The organism is Azotobacter bryophylli (assembly GCF_042643485.1).
Taxonomy (GTDB): domain Bacteria; phylum Pseudomonadota; class Gammaproteobacteria; order Pseudomonadales; family Pseudomonadaceae; genus Azotobacter; species Azotobacter bryophylli.
In genome coordinates this window covers 310,982-326,721 of the sequence record NZ_JBHRSJ010000034.1, presented here as the reverse complement: position 1 = coordinate 326,721, position 15,740 = coordinate 310,982, and the positions used below count along the sequence as shown (strand labels likewise).

The 15,740-nt window shown below is 65.2% G+C and carries 12 protein-coding genes; 1 reads left to right on the top strand and 11 read right to left on the bottom strand.

Annotated features, from left to right (window positions below):
- Nucleotides 1-69 precede the first annotated feature (69 nt).
- Together argJ and secA are read right to left on the bottom strand one after the other, a co-directional pair.
- Nucleotides 70-1,287: a bifunctional glutamate N-acetyltransferase/amino-acid acetyltransferase ArgJ gene (gene argJ / locus ACFOJE_RS17550; protein WP_377815959.1), complete on the bottom strand. Its 1,218-nt coding sequence runs from the start codon at nt 1,285-1,287 to the stop codon at nt 70-72.
- A gap of 236 nt (nt 1,288-1,523) precedes the next feature.
- Nucleotides 1,524-4,262 carry a preprotein translocase subunit SecA gene (gene secA, locus ACFOJE_RS17545; protein WP_377815958.1) on the bottom strand — a complete coding sequence of 913 codons (2,739 nt, stop codon included), beginning with the start codon at nt 4,260-4,262 and terminating at the stop codon, nt 1,524-1,526.
- Nucleotides 4,263-4,752: 490 nt separating this feature from the next.
- Between secA and ACFOJE_RS17540 the strand changes: the two genes are divergently transcribed.
- Nucleotides 4,753-5,220, top strand: coding sequence for a DciA family protein (locus ACFOJE_RS17540; RefSeq protein WP_377815956.1), 468 nt, complete (start codon nt 4,753-4,755; stop codon nt 5,218-5,220).
- A gap of 110 nt (nt 5,221-5,330) precedes the next feature.
- On the opposite strand, the gene lpxC is transcribed toward ACFOJE_RS17540, so the two are convergent.
- The 9 genes from lpxC to murD all read right to left on the bottom strand — a co-directional run bounded on the left by lpxC (nt 5,331) and on the right by murD (nt 15,731).
- A complete protein-coding gene (gene lpxC, locus ACFOJE_RS17535; RefSeq protein ID WP_377815954.1) occupies nt 5,331-6,242 on the bottom strand; it encodes a UDP-3-O-acyl-N-acetylglucosamine deacetylase in 912 nt (303 codons plus the stop codon).
- Nucleotides 6,243-6,348: 106 nt separating this feature from the next.
- Nucleotides 6,349-7,530, bottom strand: a complete 1,182-nt coding sequence (gene ftsZ, locus ACFOJE_RS17530; RefSeq protein WP_377815952.1) for a cell division protein FtsZ — start codon at nt 7,528-7,530, stop codon at nt 6,349-6,351.
- A 45-nt stretch (nt 7,531-7,575) separates the two neighbouring features.
- Nucleotides 7,576-8,823 carry a cell division protein FtsA gene (gene ftsA, locus ACFOJE_RS17525; RefSeq protein WP_377815950.1) on the bottom strand — a complete coding sequence of 416 codons (1,248 nt, stop codon included), beginning with the start codon at nt 8,821-8,823 and terminating at the stop codon, nt 7,576-7,578.
- Between the two features lie 20 nt (nt 8,824-8,843).
- Nucleotides 8,844-9,710, bottom strand: a complete 867-nt coding sequence (locus tag ACFOJE_RS17520; protein WP_377815948.1) for a cell division protein FtsQ/DivIB — start codon at nt 9,708-9,710, stop codon at nt 8,844-8,846.
- 3 nt (nt 9,711-9,713) lie between these two features.
- The gene (locus tag ACFOJE_RS17515; RefSeq protein ID WP_377815946.1) at nt 9,714-10,661 is read right to left on the bottom strand and encodes a D-alanine--D-alanine ligase; all 948 of its coding nucleotides are present in this window, start codon (nt 10,659-10,661) and stop codon (nt 9,714-9,716) included.
- Nucleotides 10,658-12,082: a UDP-N-acetylmuramate--L-alanine ligase gene (gene murC, locus ACFOJE_RS17510; RefSeq protein ID WP_377816334.1), complete on the bottom strand. Its 1,425-nt coding sequence runs from the start codon at nt 12,080-12,082 to the stop codon at nt 10,658-10,660. Before murC ends, ACFOJE_RS17515 begins: the two co-directional genes overlap by 4 nt.
- Before the next feature lie 34 nt (nt 12,083-12,116).
- Nucleotides 12,117-13,187, bottom strand: a complete 1,071-nt coding sequence (gene murG, locus ACFOJE_RS17505; RefSeq protein WP_377815944.1) for an undecaprenyldiphospho-muramoylpentapeptide beta-N-acetylglucosaminyltransferase — start codon at nt 13,185-13,187, stop codon at nt 12,117-12,119.
- Nucleotides 13,177-14,385 carry a putative lipid II flippase FtsW gene (gene ftsW, locus ACFOJE_RS17500; RefSeq protein WP_377815943.1) on the bottom strand — a complete coding sequence of 403 codons (1,209 nt, stop codon included), beginning with the start codon at nt 14,383-14,385 and terminating at the stop codon, nt 13,177-13,179. Before ftsW ends, murG begins: the two co-directional genes overlap by 11 nt.
- Nucleotides 14,385-15,731, bottom strand: coding sequence for a UDP-N-acetylmuramoyl-L-alanine--D-glutamate ligase (gene murD / locus ACFOJE_RS17495; RefSeq protein WP_377815942.1), 1,347 nt, complete (start codon nt 15,729-15,731; stop codon nt 14,385-14,387). Before murD ends, ftsW begins: the two co-directional genes overlap by 1 nt.
- Between the last annotated feature and the right edge of the window lie 9 nt (nt 15,732-15,740).

The window sequence follows — 15,740 nt, the reverse complement described above, 5'->3', positions numbered from 1 at the left end:
AGCGAGCCGACACCGCGAGGCCGGGCAGGCTCGAATCCGACCTGCGCGGCCCGTACCTAGGACCTCGTATCAGGTCCGGTATTCGGCATTGATCTTCACGTATTCATGGGACAAATCGGTGGTCCAGATGGTCTCGCTGCAGTCGCCGCGTCCCAGCTCGATGCGGATGCCGATCTCCGGCTGGGCCATCACTGCCGCGCCCTGATCCTCGGTGTAGCTGGGAGCACGACCGCCCTGCTTGGCGATGCAGACATCGCCGAGGAACACATCGATCCGGCTCACATCCAGCTGCGGGACTCCGGCACGACCGACGGCGGCGAGGATACGGCCCCAGTTGGGGTCGGAAGCGAACAGCGCGGTCTTGATCAGCGGCGAGTGGGCCACGGCGTAACCGACGTCCAGGCATTCCTGATGGCTGGCACCGCCGTTGACCTGCACGGTGACGAACTTGGTCGCCCCCTCGCCGTCGCGGACGATGGCCTGGGCCAGATCCATGCTCACCTCAAAGACCGCCTGTTTCAGCTTGGCGAACAGCTCTCCCTCGGCGCTGCGGATCTCCGGCACCTCGGCCCGGCCGGTGGCGACCAGGATGCAGCAGTCGTTGGTGGAGGTGTCGCCGTCGATGGTGATGCGGTTGAACGACTTGTTCGCCGCATCGCGCAGCAGATCCTGCAGCACGTTCTGGGCGACCTTGGCGTCGGTGGCGATGTAGCCGAGCATGGTAGCCATGTTCGGGCGGATCATGCCGGCACCCTTGGAGATGCCGGTGACGGTGACGGTGACGCCCTCATACTGGAACTGGCGGCTGCAGCCCTTGGGCAGGGTGTCGGTGGTCATGATGCCCTCGGCGGCCGCCCCCCAGTTGTCGGCCTTGAGATCAGCCAGGGCAGCGGGCAGCGCGGCCTCGATCTTCTCCACCGGCAGCGGCTCGCCGATGACCCCGGTGGAAAACGGCAGCACCGCTTCCGCGTCGACCCCGGCCAGCTCGGCCAGGCGAGCACAGGTGCGCTTGGCCGCCGTGAGGCCCGGCTCGCCGGTACCGGCGTTGGCATTGCCGGTGTTGGTCAGCAGATAGCGCACTGTCCCCGCCACGCGCTGCTTGGCCAGGATCACCGGTGCAGCGCAGAAGGCGTTCAGGGTGAACACACCGGCGACCGTGGCGCCCTCGGCGCAGCGCATGACCACTACATCCTTGCGCCCGGGGCGCTTGATGCCGGCGGAAGCGATGCCGAGTTCGAAACCGGGGACCGGGTGCAGAGTGGGCAGAGGGCCAAGACCGACAGCCATGAGGGGCTCCTTCACAAGCGTTCTGTTTGGATACCGTACCAGCGGTACGGTGGGGGGAATCTGGTGGAAAAACGCCGCGAAGGCCTGGCCTGTCGCGGCGCTGGAAGCAATCTGCCGACTTCGGGTCTTCCGGCAGGAGCGCTGGGATTGTCCGGCCTCAACGGAGATGAGCGAAATCATCTCCGTAGGATAGCGTCCGACGCCCGCATCGCACCAACCGCCGGGGCAGCCCCGGATCAGTTCACCTGTCCGTGGCAGTGCTTGTACTTTTTGCCCGAACCGCAGGGACAGGGCTCATTGCGGCCGATCTTCTGCTCGGCGCGCATGGTCACCTGAGGAGCGGGCTCCCCGGCGGCCGCCTCGGCAGGCTCAGGCTGCGGGGCCAGGGCCGAAGCAGCGGCATGCTGGAACTGCATGCGCTCGGCCAGGGCTTCGGCTTCGCGGCGCAGACGTGCCTCCTCCTCGGCCGGGTCCTCGCGGCGGACCTGCACATGGGAGAGGACGCGGATGGTGTCGCGCTTGATCGACTCCAGCAGGGTCTGGAACAGCTCGAAGGACTCGCGCTTGTATTCCTGCTTGGGGTTCTTCTGCGCATAGCCGCGCAGGTGGATACCGTGACGCAGGTGATCCATGGTCGACAGGTGGTCCTTCCACAGGTCGTCCAGCACGCGCAGGAGGATCTGCTTCTCGAAGGCGCGCAGGGCCTCGGCGCCGGCGATCTCCTCCTTCTCCTTGTAGGCTGCCAGGATCGCCTCGAGGATGCGCTGGCGCAGGGTTTCCTCGTGGAGCCTCTCGTCCTCGTCGAGCCACTTCTGCAGCGGCAGCTGGACGCCGAAGTCGCCGTCCAGAACGGCCTCCAGGCCGGGGATGTCCCACTGCTCGGGCAGCGATTGCGGCGGGATATGCTGGTCGATCGCGCTCTTCAGCACTTCCTCGCGGAACTCGGCGATGGTATCGCCGATGTCCTCCGCCGCGAGCAAATTGTTGCGCATGTGGTAGATCACCTTGCGCTGCTCGTTGGCGACGTCGTCGAACTCCAGCAACTGCTTGCGCATGTCGAAGTTGCGGCCCTCGACCTTGCGCTGCGCCTTCTCGATGGCGTTGGTCACCATGCGGTGCTCGATGGCCTCGCCGGACTGCATGCCGAGGGCCTTCATGAAGTTCTTCACCCGATCGGAGGCGAAGATGCGCATCAGGTTGTCTTCCAGGGACAGGTAGAAACGGCTGGAGCCCGGGTCGCCCTGGCGGCCGGAGCGGCCGCGCAGCTGATTGTCGATGCGACGGGACTCGTGGCGTTCGGAGGCGATCACGTGCAGGCCGCCGGCCTCAATCACCTGCTGATGACGCTTCTGCCAGTCAGCCTTGATCTGGGCGATCTGCTCGTCGGTCGGATTCTCCAGCGCCGCAACCTCTACTTCCCAGTTGCCGCCGAGCAGGATATCGGTACCCCGACCGGCCATGTTGGTGGCAATGGTCACGGCGCCCGGACGCCCCGCCTGGGCGATGATTTCGGCTTCCTTCTCGTGGTACTTGGCGTTGAGCACCTGGTGTGAGATGCCTTCACGTTGCAGCAGTTGGGAAACGTACTCGGAGCTCTCGATCGAGGCGGTGCCGACCAGCACCGGACGCCTCTGGGCCTGGCACTCCTTGACGTCGGCGATGATCGCCGCGTACTTCTCCTGCTGGGTCAGATAGACCAGATCGTTGAAGTCCTTGCGCGCGATCGCCCGATGGGTGGGGATAACCACCACGTCGAGCCCGTAGATCTGGCGGAACTCGAACGCCTCGGTGTCGGCGGTACCGGTCATACCGGACAGCTTCTGGTAAAGGCGGAAGTAGTTCTGGAAGGTGGTCGAGGCCAGGGTCTGGCTTTCCGCCTGGATCGGCAGCCCCTCCTTGGCCTCGATGGCCTGGTGCAGCCCCTCGGAGAGACGGCGTCCCGGCATGGTCCGACCGGTGTGCTCGTCGATCAGCAGCACCTGATTGTTCTGCACGATGTATTCGATGTTGCGATGGAACAGCGTATGCGCACGCAAACCGGCATAGACGTGAGTCAGCAGGCCGAGGTTGTGGGCGGAATACAGGCTCTCGCCCTCGGCCAGCAACCCGGCCTGGGTGAGCATCTCCTCGATGAACTGGTGTCCCTGCTCGTTCAGTTCGACCTGGCGGGTCTTCTCGTCGACCGAGTAGTGCCCCTGCTGGGTGACCACGCCCTCCTCTTCCTCGATATGCCGCTTGAGCCGGGGAATCAGGGCGTTGATCTGCTGGTACAGCTGGGAGCTGTCCTCGGCCTGGCCGGAGATGATCAGCGGGGTACGCGCCTCGTCGATCAGGATGGAGTCGACTTCGTCGATCACGGCGAAGTTGAGTTCGCGCTGGAACTTGTCCTCCAGACTGAAGGCCATGTTGTCGCGCAGGTAGTCGAAGCCGAATTCGTTGTTGGTGCCGTAGGTGATATCGGCGGCGTAGGCGGCCCTTTTCTCTTCGGGCGGCTGGAACGGGCTGACGATACCGACCGAAAGGCCGAGGAACTCGTAGAGCGGCCTCATCCAGTTGGCATCGCGGCGGGCCAGGTAATCGTTCACGGTGACCACATGCACGCCCTTGCCAGCCAGCGCATTCAGATAGACCGCCAGGGTCCCCACCAAGGTCTTACCCTCACCGGTGCGCATCTCGGCTATCTTGCCCTCGTGCAGGGTCATGCCACCGATCAGCTGCACGTCGAAGTGGCGCATACCCATGACGCGCTTGCCTGCCTCGCGGGCAGCAGCGAAAGCCTCCGGCAACAACTGGTCGAGGGTTTCGCCTTTGCCCAGACGGGTCTTGAACTCTGTGGTCTTGGCGCGAAGCTGCTCATCCGTCAGCGCCACCATTTGCTCTTCGAGGGCATTGACCGCCTGCACGGCACGAGTCATGCGCTTGACTTCGCGCTCGTTCTTGCTTCCAAAGAGTTTCTTCAACAAAGGCGCAAACATATCGACAGGTTCTTCCACACGTTTGAATGGAGGGCCGGCGCTGGGCTGACCCGGCAGCTCGGGCTGCATGGGCAAAAAATCATTCTACCCGGAAACACTGCGAGCAAGGTAAATCGCATCATTTCCCCGCATCGTAGCGAAGAATGAGTAACCGGGCTCAGCTGATGGCACTGTGGCGCCCTCGAGGTGCCGTGAATTTCCGGTCCTGCGGACCGCTTTGCCGACCATGACGATGCCCTACCCGTCTTGTACCAGATTACACGGACTTAATGCATGTGCGGGGACACAGACCGCCGAGCATATCAACCGGCAAACTGCCAGAACATGGCTCATGCCAGAATAAAGTCTCGCGCGCGACGAGGCATTGACCTCCCGCAGGAGCCCCCTTCGCTGGCGGATCGAAAAGACCTCGCCACCGGCGGTCGCGGAGGCTCGCGCCGTCGAGTCTGTTACCATGATCGTTTCGCACTATCGGATCGAGCATCCTGCCATGACTTTTCGTCCCTTGCCGGCTCGTGCACCCGCCGCGCTGTTACGCGAGGCGAGACCTCTCAAGGCTCTGTTCAACCAGGCGCAACACCTGGCGCACCTGCAGCATCTTCTCGAGAGCCAGTTGCAGCCCGCCGCCCGCGAGCATTGCCATGTCGCGGCCTGGCGCGAAGGCTGCCTCCTGCTGATCGTCACCGATGGCCACTGGGCCACCCGACTGCGTTACCAGCAACGCCGCCTGCAGCGCCAACTGCAGACGCTGGAGGAGTTCGCGGGCCTGACCAAGATACAGATCAAGGTTCAGCCGCCCATGGGCCCTAGGCGTTCGACCAATCGCACGATCGGTCTCTCGCCAGCGGCCCGGCAAAGCATCCAGACCGCCGCCGAAGGGATCAGCGACCCCAGACTGAGAGCGGCACTGGAGCGATTGGCTAGCCATGCGGGACCGGACGGACGCGAGGCGTCTTGAGCCGGGCTCGCACCGTCGCGCTTCGCTGATTCGTCACTTGCCCCGAGTCCAGACAAAAGCCATAAAAAAGGCCACCCGAAGGTGGCCCTGAAAAAGAAGGGAAAACTTGCTTACACGGCCGCAGCAGGCCGCATGTAGGAAATGGGCAGCGCCGCTGGGTCGTCGAAGGTGACCACCTCCCAGGCATCCGTTTGCTGCATCAGGGTACGCAACAGACGATTGTTCAGGGCGTGGCCGGATTTGAATCCCTGGAATTCCCCGATCAGGCTATGCCCCAGCAGGTACAGATCACCGATCGCATCGAGAATCTTGTGCTTGACGAATTCGTCCTCGTAACGCAGACCGTCTTCGTTCAGCACACGATGCTCGTCGACCACGATGGCGTTCTCGATACTGCCGCCGAGTGCCAGGTTGTTCGAGCGCAGAAATTCGATATCGCGCATGAACCCGAAGGTTCGCGCCCGACTGACTTCCTTGACGAACGAGGTGCTGGAGAAGTCCACGCTCGCCCGCTGCGTCCGCCCTCGAAAGACCGGGTGGTCGAAATCGATTTCGAAGCTCACCTTGAAACCATCCAGAGGTAGGAAAGTGGCGCGCTTCTCTCCCTCCTCCACCGTCACCTCACGCTTGATGCGGATGAATTTCTTGTGAGCCTCCTGCTCCTGCAGACCTGCTGACTGGATCAGGAAGACAAAGGGGCCGGCACTACCATCCATGATCGGCACTTCGGACGCGGAGAGTTCGACGTAGGCATTATCGATCCCCAGACCGGCCATGGCCGACAACAAATGCTCCACTGTATCCACCTTGACGTCACCGTTGACCAACGTGGTCGACATGGTGGTTTCACCGACGTTCTCTGCCCGCGCGGGGAGATCCACCGCCGGATCGAGGTCGATGCGCCGGAACACTATCCCTGTGTCGATAGGTGCAGGCTTCAGGGTCAGGTAGACCTTCTCCCCTGAATGCAAGCCCACTCCCGTGGCACGGATAATGTTCTTCAGGGTGCGTTGTTTGATCATGGTTCGGCCGCTAATAGTTGCGAATTGCTTTCAACAATCGGCGGCAATGATAGCAGAACCGATATTTGCTGAACACCAATCACCCAAGCACTCCTGATACACCCAATCAATCAGCCTGACGCCGCAGGAAAGCCGGAATATCCAGATAATCCAAATCGTCCTGCGGATTGATCTTGGTCGCAGCCGCACCGCTGGCGTAGCTCTGGCGCTGAATGGTGGGACGCTCGTAGTCCTTGTAATTGACCTCTTGTTCGCCACGCTGGGGAGCAACCGGAGCAGCCACGGCAGCGGTCTGCAGGGTGTTGTCCACCACCTTGACCGGCTTTTCGATACGAGCGCCCAGACCGGTGGCAACCACGGTCACGTGCAGCTCGTCGCGCATGTCCGGATCGATCACGGTACCGACCTTGACCATGGCCTGGTCAGAAGCGAACTGCTCGATGATGCTGCCCACGTCGGAGTACTCGCCAAGGGACAGATCCGGACCAGCGGTGATGTTCACCAGGATGCCGCGAGCCCCCTGCAGATGGACGTCTTCCAGCAACGGGTTGCGGATCGCCGCCTCGGTCGCCTCGCGGGCCCGCCCGGCGCCGGTGGCGGAGCCGGTTCCCATCATCGCCATGCCCATTTCGCTCATCACGGTCTTCACGTCGGCGAAGTCGACGTTGATCATGCCGGGGCGTTTGATGATGTCGGAGATGCCGCGCACGGCGCCGGCCAACACGTCGTCAGCCTTGGCGAATGCAGCGAGCAGACTGGCTTCCTTGCCGAGGATGGTCAGCAGCTTTTCGTTCGGAATGGTGATCAACGAATCCACATGCTCGGCCAGGGCGCGAATGCCCTCCTCGGCCACCTGCATACGCTTGCGCCCTTCGAACGGGAAAGGACGGGTCACCACGGCCACGGTGAGGATGCCCAGCTCCTTGGCCACCGAAGCGATGACCGGGGCGGCGCCGGTACCGGTGCCGCCGCCCATGCCGGTGGTGATGAACACCATGTCGGTGCCCTGCAGCACTTCGGCGATGCGATCGCGGTCTTCCATGGCTGCCTGGCGGCCGATCTCCGGATTTGCGCCGGCGCCGAGCCCCTTGGTGACACCGGAGCCGAGCTGCAGCACGGTGCGGGCGGCGATGTTCTTGAGCGCCTGGGCATCGGTGTTGGCACAGATGAACTCGACGCCCTCGATGTTGCTGGAAGCCATGTGATTCACGGCATTGCCGCCGCCACCACCGACACCGATAACCTTGATGACCGCACTTTGTGGAACGTTATCTACTAGCTCGAACATTTTCCCTTCTCCTTTTTTTCTTGCTGCCTACTTTTACCGCCATTGTCAGAAATTGCCCTGGAACCAGCGCTTCAGCCGCTCCAGTACAGGTGTCTTGGTCTCTTCGCTGTAAGCATTCGGACCGGCCAGGGACGTCCCGTCAGCCTGTTTCTGCAGTCCGTAGAGCAGCAGTCCCACCCCAGTCGAATAGATGGGATTGCTGATGACGTCCTCCATGCCCTTGACCCGGTGTGGCAGCCCGAGGCGCACGGGCATGTGGAAGATTTCCTCGGCCAGTTCGACGGCGCCTTCCATCTTCGCCGTACCGCCGGTCAGGACCACCCCGGCGGGAATCAGGTCCTCATAGCCGCTGCGCCGCAGCTCGCCCTGGATCAGGGTGAACAGTTCGTCGTATCGCGGCTCGATCACTTCCGCCAGAGCCTGGCGGGAAAGCTCGCGAGGCGGTCGGTCGCCGACGCTGGGAACCTTGATGGTCTCGCCGGCGCTGGCCAGTTTGGCCAGGGCGCAGGCGTAGCGGATCTTGATCTCCTCGGCGTACTGGGTCGGCGTGCGCAGGGCCATGGCGATGTCGTTGGTGACCTGATCGCCGGCAATCGGGATCACGGCGGTATGGCGGATCGCCCCTTCGGTGAAGATGGCGATGTCGGTGGTGCCGCCGCCGATATCGACCAGGCACACGCCCAGCTCCTTCTCGTCGTCGGTGAGCACCGCATGGGCCGAAGCCAGCTGCTCGAGGATGATGTCGTCCACCTCGAGGTTGCAGCGGCGCACGCATTTCTCGACGTTCTGTGCGGCATTCACCGCGCAGGTCACCACATGCACCTTGGCTTCGAGGCGCACGCCGGACATGCCCAGGGGTTCGCGCACGCCTTCCTGATTGTCGATCACGTAATCCTGCGGCAGGGTGTGCAGGACCCGCTGATCGGAAGGGATCGCCACCGCCTGGGCCGCGTCGAGGACGCGCTCGAGGTCGGCTTGGCTGACCTCGCGATCGCGGATGGCCACGATGCCGTGGGAGTTCAGACTACGAATGTGATTGCCGGCCAGGCCGACGAAGGCGGAGTGGATCTGGCAGCCAGCCATCAGCTGAGCCTCCTCCACCGCCCGCTGGATCGATTGCACGGTGGACTCGATGTTCACCACCACGCCCTTCTTCAACCCCCTGGAGGGATGGGAGCCGATCCCGACGATTTCCAGTTGGCCGTCAGATCGCACCTCGCCCACCAGAGCCACCACTTTGGAGGTTCCGATGTCGAGACCGACGATCATCTTGCCGCTCTGAGCGCTTGCCATGTTCTCTGGTGCTCCTTCATTCACTGCACGGCGGGAGCCGCTACGGCCGCCGTGGGCGCGATCGGCTCTCGCCACGCCACGGCCAGGCCGTTGGCGTAACGCAGATCGATGCGCGCGATGTTCGCGTTCTGTTCTTTCAACGTCTTCTCGTAGATCGTGCCGAAACGTCGCATTTTCTCGACGAGATGATCACGCCCGAGCGATAGCTCGATGCCCTGGGCGGTGGAAACGTACCAACTGCCCCGTTCGCGCAACTCCAGGCGCGCGATGGTGAATCCTAGGGGCCTGAGCAACTGGCTGAGCATCTGGTACTGCTGCATCACCTGCTCCTGAGCCCATTGCGGACCGTGCAACTGCGGCAGATGCCCGTAATTGGCCAGCTCGGGCGGGGCGAAGGCCTTGCCCTGGTTGTTCAGCAGGAACTCGTCACCCCAACGCGCCACCGGCAGTTGCTCCTCCAGGTGGATCACCACCTGATCGGGCCATACGCGCCGCACTTCGGCATGGGCGATCCACGGCATCTTCTCCAGTTCGCTGCGCATGCCGGCCAGATCGAGACTGAAGAAACGGGATTTGATGAAAGGGGCGATGCGCTCCTGCACGCCCTGCTGGCTGACGTAGCGCAGGTGCCCCTCCACGCTGACCTGGCTGATCGGTCGATCCGCATAGGGCAGCAGCCGCTGCGCTAGCGCATAGCTGCCGAATCCCAGGACCACCAGCAGCAGCGGCCAGCCCAGGCGCTTGAACAGCGCCCCCATGTCCAACTTCTGCAGGCGCACCGACAGCGGCTGCTTGGCGACCATGCGACTGGCACCCCGCGGCGCCGGCTTGCGCAGCGGACTGCGACCGATACCGCTGGGTTGATGACGAAGCATGGCGCCGCGCATGGCTTATCTCCTTTGCTCTACGCTGTCGGCGAGGATCGCCAGGACCAACTGCTGGAAATCCAGTCCAGCCGCCCGTGCCGCCATCGGCACCAGGCTGTGGTCGGTCATCCCCGGAACGGTGTTCACCTCCAGCAACCAGAAGCGGCCGTCGGCATCCTGCATCACGTCGGCACGCGCCCAGCCGCGCACGCCCACCGCCTCGCAGGCCCGCGCGGTCAGGTCCTTCAGCTCCTGCTCCTTGGCGGCGTCGAGGCCACAGGGAATCCGGTACTGGGTATCCGAAGCGAGGTACTTGGCGTCGTAGTCGTAGAAGCTGTGCGGCGTGCCCAGGCCGATCGGCGGCAGCACCTGACCGCGCAGTATGGCGACGGTGAACTCGGGGCCGTGAATCCATTGCTCGACGAGAACCTGGGAGTCGTACTTGCTGGCGGCGTGCCAGGCAGCGATCAGCTCGTCGACGCTGCCGACCTTGGCCATGCCGATGCTGGAGCCTTCGTGGGCCGGCTTGACGATCAGCGGGAAGCCCAGCGCAGCGGCGGCATTGCGGCAATCCTCCTCGCTGGCCAGGACCGCATGGCGGGGCGTGGACAGGCCCAGGCTCTGCCAGACTTGCTTGGTACGCAGCTTGTCCATGGCCAGGGCGGAAGCCAGGATCCCGCTCCCGGTATAGGGAATCCCCGCGCACTCGAGCAGCCCCTGCATGCTGCCGTCCTCGCCGCCGCGACCATGCAGGACGATGAAGGCGCGATCGATGCGCTCGCCGGCCAGACGCGGCAGGAAGTCGTCGCCGACATCGATGCCGAAGGCGTCGACACCGGCCGCCTGCAACGCTTCCAGCACGGCCGCGCCGGACTTCAGGGAGACCTCGCGCTCGGCGCTCTTGCCGCCGAAAAGCACCGCGACACGGCCGAAGGCCTCAGGCGCGAGAGTGGATTGCAGGACGTTACTCATTCTTTGCCTCCCTTGGCGTCAACCTCGGGCTGGCCGCCGAACACAGGACTCTGGAGGAGTTGTGGAGCCAGGCCGCCGATGTCCCCGGCGCCCTGGCAGAGCAGGATGTCGCCGGCGCGCAGCAACGGCTTGACCAGCGGTGCCACATCCGCGCCGCGCTCGATGTAGATCGGGTCCAGCTGGCCGCGCTGACGGATGCTGTGGCACAGCTGGCGGCTGTCGGCGCCCGGGATCGGCTCTTCGCCGGCCGGGTAGACTTCCATCAGCAACAGCACGCTGGCGTCGGAAAGCACCTGCACGAAGTCCTCGTACAGGTCGCGGGTACGGGTGTAGCGGTGCGGCTGGTAGACCATCACCAGCCGGCGTTCCGGCCAGCCGCCGCGCACCGCCTTGATCACCGCCGCCACCTCGCGCGGATGGTGGCCGTAGTCGTCCACCAGCATCACGCTGCCGCCTTCGACCGGCAGCTCGCCGTACACCTGGAAGCGCCGGCCGACGCCTTCGAAACCGGCCAGCCCGCGGACGATGTCTTCGTCTTCGATGCCTTCGTCGCCGGCCACGGCGATGGTCGCCAGGGCGTTCAGCACGTTGTGCACGCCGGGCATGTTGACCGACACGGCGAGCGGCTCGCGGCCCTGGCGCAGCACGGTGAAATAGGTGCGCATGCCCTCTTGGCGCACGTCGACGGCACGTACGTCGGCGTCCTCGGAGAAGCCGTAGGTCACGGTCGGGCGCCCGACCTGGGGCAGGATCTCGCGCACCACCGGGTCGTCCACGCAGAGCACGGCCAGACCGTAGAACGGTAGGTTGTGCAGGAAGTCGACGAAGGTCTTCTTCAGCCTGTTGAAGTCGCCTTCGTAGGTTCCCATGTGGTCGGCATCGATATTGGTGACCACCGCCACCATCGGCTGCAGGTGCAGGAAGCTGGCATCGCTCTCGTCCGCCTCGGCGATCAGGTAGCGGCTGCTGCCGAGCTGGGCGTTGGTACCGGCAGCGTTCAGGCGGCCGCCGATGACGAAGGTCGGGTCCATGCCGGCGGCGGCGAACACCGAGGCGATCAGGCTGGTGGTGGTGGTCTTGCCGTGGGTGCCGGCGATCGCGATGCCATGCCGGTAACGCATCAGCTCGGCGAGCATCTCCGCCCGCGGCACCACCGGGATGCGACGCTCGAGGGCGGTCGCCACTTCCGGATTGGCGGTGCTGACCGCGCTGGAGACCACCAGCACGTCGGCGCTGGCGACGTTTTCCGCGCGATGGCCGATGAAGATCTTCGCCCCGAAGCGTTCCAGGCGTGCGGTCACCGGCGATGCCTTCAGATCGGAGCCGGAAACCTCGTAGCCGAGGTTGAGCAGCACCTCGGCGATACCGCACATGCCGACGCCGCCGATGCCGACGAAATGAATCCGGCCGATGCGGCGCATCCGGCGGATCTCGGATTGGGTCGCGTCCTGGGACTTAACCACGCGCCACCTCCAGGCAGATATCCACCACGGTGCGGGTCGCATCGGGTTTTGCCAGGCGGCGGGCGCTGGCGGCCATGTTTTGCAGTCGTTCGGGTTGCATCAGTACCTCGGTCAGGCGAGCCGCCAGATCGGCCGCCCCGGTTGTCGCTTGCGGCAGCAGGAAGGCTGCGCCTTCCCGCGCCAGATAATCGGCGTTGCGGCTCTGGTGGTCGTCGATGGCATGGGGCAGCGGCACCAGCATCGACGGCAGCCCCGCGGCGGCCAGCTCGCTCACCGTCAGCGCGCCGGCGCGGCAGACCACCAGGTCGGCCCAGGCATAGGCCCGGGCCATGTCCTTGATGAAGGGCACCACTTCGGCCTCGATCCCGGCCTCGCGGTAGCGCTGCCCGGTGATCTCGTGGTGCTGCTTGCCGGCCTGGTGGAAGATTTCCGGGCGCAGCGGCGCGGGAATCTGCGCCAGGGCGGCCGGCAGCAGCTTGTTCAGCGGCTCGGCGCCGAGGCTGCCGCCCAGAATCAGCAGGCGCGGCTTGCGCCCGTCCAGACACTGCCGCAGGGTTTCCAGGAACAGCTCCGGGCGCACCGGGTTGCCGGTCGTGCGGCGCTTGGCGCTGACGGGGAAGGTTTCCGGGAAGGCCTCGCAGACACGCGCCGCGATCGGCGCCAGTAGCCGGTTGCTGGTGCCGGCTACGGCGTTCTGCTCGTGGATGATCAAGGGCACTCCGGCCAGCTTCGCAGCGAGGCCGCCGGGACCGGTGACGAAGCCACCCATGCCCAGCACGCACACCGGCTGCACCTCGCGCATCACCCGGCGCGCCTGCAGCAGCGACCTGAGTAGCTGGAAGGGAGCCTTGAGCAGGGCCGCTACGCCCTTGCCGCGCAGCCCGCTGATCTGGATCCGGTGCAGCGGCAGACCGGCCTGGGGCACCAGGTCGTTCTCGATACCGCGGGGCGTGCCCAGCCAGTGCACGGTGTAGCCCCGGGCCTGGAATTCGCGGGCACAGGCCAGCGCCGGGAACACGTGTCCGCCGGTGCCTCCGGCCATGATCAGCACGTTAGAGGTCATGGCTCGCCTCCTTGGAATTCCCGGCCGGAGCCTCTAGGCTCTCCCCTCTTTCCAGCCGGCGGCGCTCCCAGTCGAGACGCAGCAGCAGGCCGAGGCTGACGCAGCAGATCACCAGCGAACTGCCGCCGTAGCTGAGGAACGGCAGGGTCAGGCCCTTGGTCGGCAGCAGGCCGACGTTCACGCCGATATTGATGAGGAACTGGCCGATCCAGAGGAACGCCAGGCCGTAGGCCACATAGGCCGAGAAATAGAGCTTGGCCTTCTCCGCCCACAGGCCGATGTACAGCGAGCGCACGCAGACGAAGGCGAACAGCCCGAGAGTCGCCAGCGCGCCGACCATGCCCAGCTCCTCGGCCAGTACCGAGAAGACGAAGTCGGTATGCGCTTCCGGGAGATAGAACTGTTTCTGCACGCTGTTGCCGAGCCCCACCCCCAGCCACTGGCCACGACCGAAGGCGATCAGCGCCTGGGTCAGCTGGTAGCCGGAGCCGAACTGGTCGGCCCAGGGATCGGTGAAGGTGATCAGACGCTGCAGGCGATACTCCTGGGTCTGCACCAGGACGACCACCGCGGCGACGGCCGCCGAGGCCAGCAGAGCGAAGCGCAGCAGCCCGACCCCGCCGAGGAACAGCATGGCGGCCGCCGAGCCCAGCATCACCACCGTGGCGCCGAAGTCCGGCTCCATCAGCAGCAACCCGGCGAGCGGGATCAGCACCACGATGGGCTTGATGAAGCCGATCCAGCGGTGCCGCACCTCGTCCTCTCGGCGCACCAGATAGCCGGCCAGGTAGGCCACCACGAACACCTTGGCGATCTCCGAGGGCTGCACGTTGAAGGCGCCGAAGCCGATCCAGCGCATCGAGCCGTTCACCTCGCGGCCGACGCCGGGCACCAGCACCAGGACCAGTACGCCGAACGCCCCCAGCAGCAGAGTGCCGCCCATCCGCTGCCAGGTCGCGATCGGCACCATCAGCACCACGGCGCAGGCCCCCAGGCCGATCAGCAGGTAGATCAGGTGACGCACCATGAAGTACCAGGGGTTGCCGGACTGTACCGACGACACTTCCGAAGAGGCCGAAGTGATCATCACCAGGCCCAGGCCGAGCAGGGCCAGGCACCCGGCCAGCAGCGGGAAGTCGACATCGAGGCCCCGCGGGCTGAGCAGCGGGGACGGGTACGGACGCAGCAGGCCCAGCATCAGACGAGCGCCCCCGCCGCCTGGGCGAACAGGCGCCCGCGTTCCTCGAAGTTCTTGAACATGTCCAGGCTGGCGCAGGCCGGCGAGAGCAACACGGCATCGCCCGCCTCGGCCAGCTCTGCGGCGCGCTGCACCGCCTCGGCCAGGATCTTGACCCGCACCAGCGGCACTGCATCGCCCAGCGCCTCGGCGATCAGTTCGGCATCGCGGCCGAGCAGGACCACCGCCCGGCAATGGCTTGCCACCGGCTGGCGCAGGGCCGAGAAGTCGGCTCCCTTGCCATCGCCGCCGGCGATCAGCAGCAGCTTGCCGGGAATGTCCGTCCCCAGCCCCTCGATGGCGGCCAGCGCGGCCCCGACGTTGGTGGCCTTCGAGTCATCGTAATAATTCACCCCGCGCAGCTCGCGCACCCACTGGCAGCGATGCGGCAGCCCGGAGAAAGTCTTCAGGGTCTCCAGCATCGGCGCGAACGGCAGGCCGACCGCATGCCCCAGGGCCAGAGCAGCCAGGGCGTTGGCCTGGTTGTGCGCGCCGCGGATCTTCAGCTCGCGTACCGGCATCAGCGCCTCGAACTGGAAGGCCAGGTGCTTCTCGCCGTCCTCTTCCAGTAGACCGAAGCCCTTGAAGTCCGGCTTGCCGAGGCCGAAGGTCCAGCACGGCAACTGGTCGGCCACCAGCGGACGGGACAGAGAATCGTCGCGATTCACCACCACCTGCCTGGCACCGCGGAAGATGCGGTGCTTGGCCAGGTGATAGGCCTGGATGTCGGCATAGCGATCCATGTGGTCTTCGCTGACGTTCAGGCAGGTGGCCACTTCGGCGTTCAGACGCTCGGTGGTTTCCAGCTGGAAGCTGGACAGCTCCAGCACGTACAGTTCGACGTCATCAGCCAGCAGGTCGAGGGCCGGCGTGCCGAGGTTGCCCCCCACGGCGACGCGCTTGCCCGCCGCCCTGGCCATCTTGCCGACCAAGGTGGTGACAGTGCTCTTGGCGTTGGAGCCGGTGATGGCCACGATCGGCGCCTTGGCATGGCGGGCGAACAGCTCGATATCGCCGGACAGCTTCACCCCGCGGGCGGCTGCGGCCTGCAGCGCCGGCGTGGCGATGGCCAAGCCGGGACTGACGTAAAGCTCGCTGGCGCGGCAGAGGAAGTCCACGTCCAGCTGGCCGCAGCGCACCTCCACCTGCGGGAACTGCGCCTCCAGGGTCGGCAGCTCCGGCGGATTGGCACGGGTGTCAACCACCGCGAACGGTGTGCCCTGGCGCGCCAGGAAACGCACCAGCGACATGCCGCTCTTGCCGAGACCGACGACGATGCGGAATTGGTCGGAAGCGATCAGGCTCATTCCCTTGTC

What these genes read in the sequence shown, in the direction of transcription:
- argJ (WP_377815959.1), bottom strand. Translation starts at nt 1,287, where the DNA reads ATGGCTGTCGGTCTTGGCCCTCTGCCCACTCTGCACCCGGTCCCCGGT.
- secA (WP_377815958.1), bottom strand. Translation starts at nt 4,262, where the DNA reads ATGTTTGCGCCTTTGTTGAAGAAACTCTTTGGAAGCAAGAACGAGCGC.
- ACFOJE_RS17540 (WP_377815956.1), top strand. Translation starts at nt 4,753, where the DNA reads ATGACTTTTCGTCCCTTGCCGGCTCGTGCACCCGCCGCGCTGTTACGC.
- lpxC (WP_377815954.1), bottom strand. Translation starts at nt 6,242, where the DNA reads ATGATCAAACAACGCACCCTGAAGAACATTATCCGTGCCACGGGAGTG.
- ftsZ (WP_377815952.1), bottom strand. Translation starts at nt 7,530, where the DNA reads ATGTTCGAGCTAGTAGATAACGTTCCACAAAGTGCGGTCATCAAGGTT.
- ftsA (WP_377815950.1), bottom strand. Translation starts at nt 8,823, where the DNA reads ATGGCAAGCGCTCAGAGCGGCAAGATGATCGTCGGTCTCGACATCGGA.
- ACFOJE_RS17520 (WP_377815948.1), bottom strand. Translation starts at nt 9,710, where the DNA reads ATGCGCGGCGCCATGCTTCGTCATCAACCCAGCGGTATCGGTCGCAGT.
- ACFOJE_RS17515 (WP_377815946.1), bottom strand. Translation starts at nt 10,661, where the DNA reads ATGAGTAACGTCCTGCAATCCACTCTCGCGCCTGAGGCCTTCGGCCGT.
- murC (WP_377816334.1), bottom strand. Translation starts at nt 12,082, where the DNA reads ATGCGCCGCATCGGCCGGATTCATTTCGTCGGCATCGGCGGCGTCGGC.
- murG (WP_377815944.1), bottom strand. Translation starts at nt 13,187, where the DNA reads ATGACCTCTAACGTGCTGATCATGGCCGGAGGCACCGGCGGACACGTG.
- ftsW (WP_377815943.1), bottom strand. Translation starts at nt 14,385, where the DNA reads ATGCTGGGCCTGCTGCGTCCGTACCCGTCCCCGCTGCTCAGCCCGCGG.
- murD (WP_377815942.1), bottom strand. Translation starts at nt 15,731, where the DNA reads ATGAGCCTGATCGCTTCCGACCAATTCCGCATCGTCGTCGGTCTCGGC.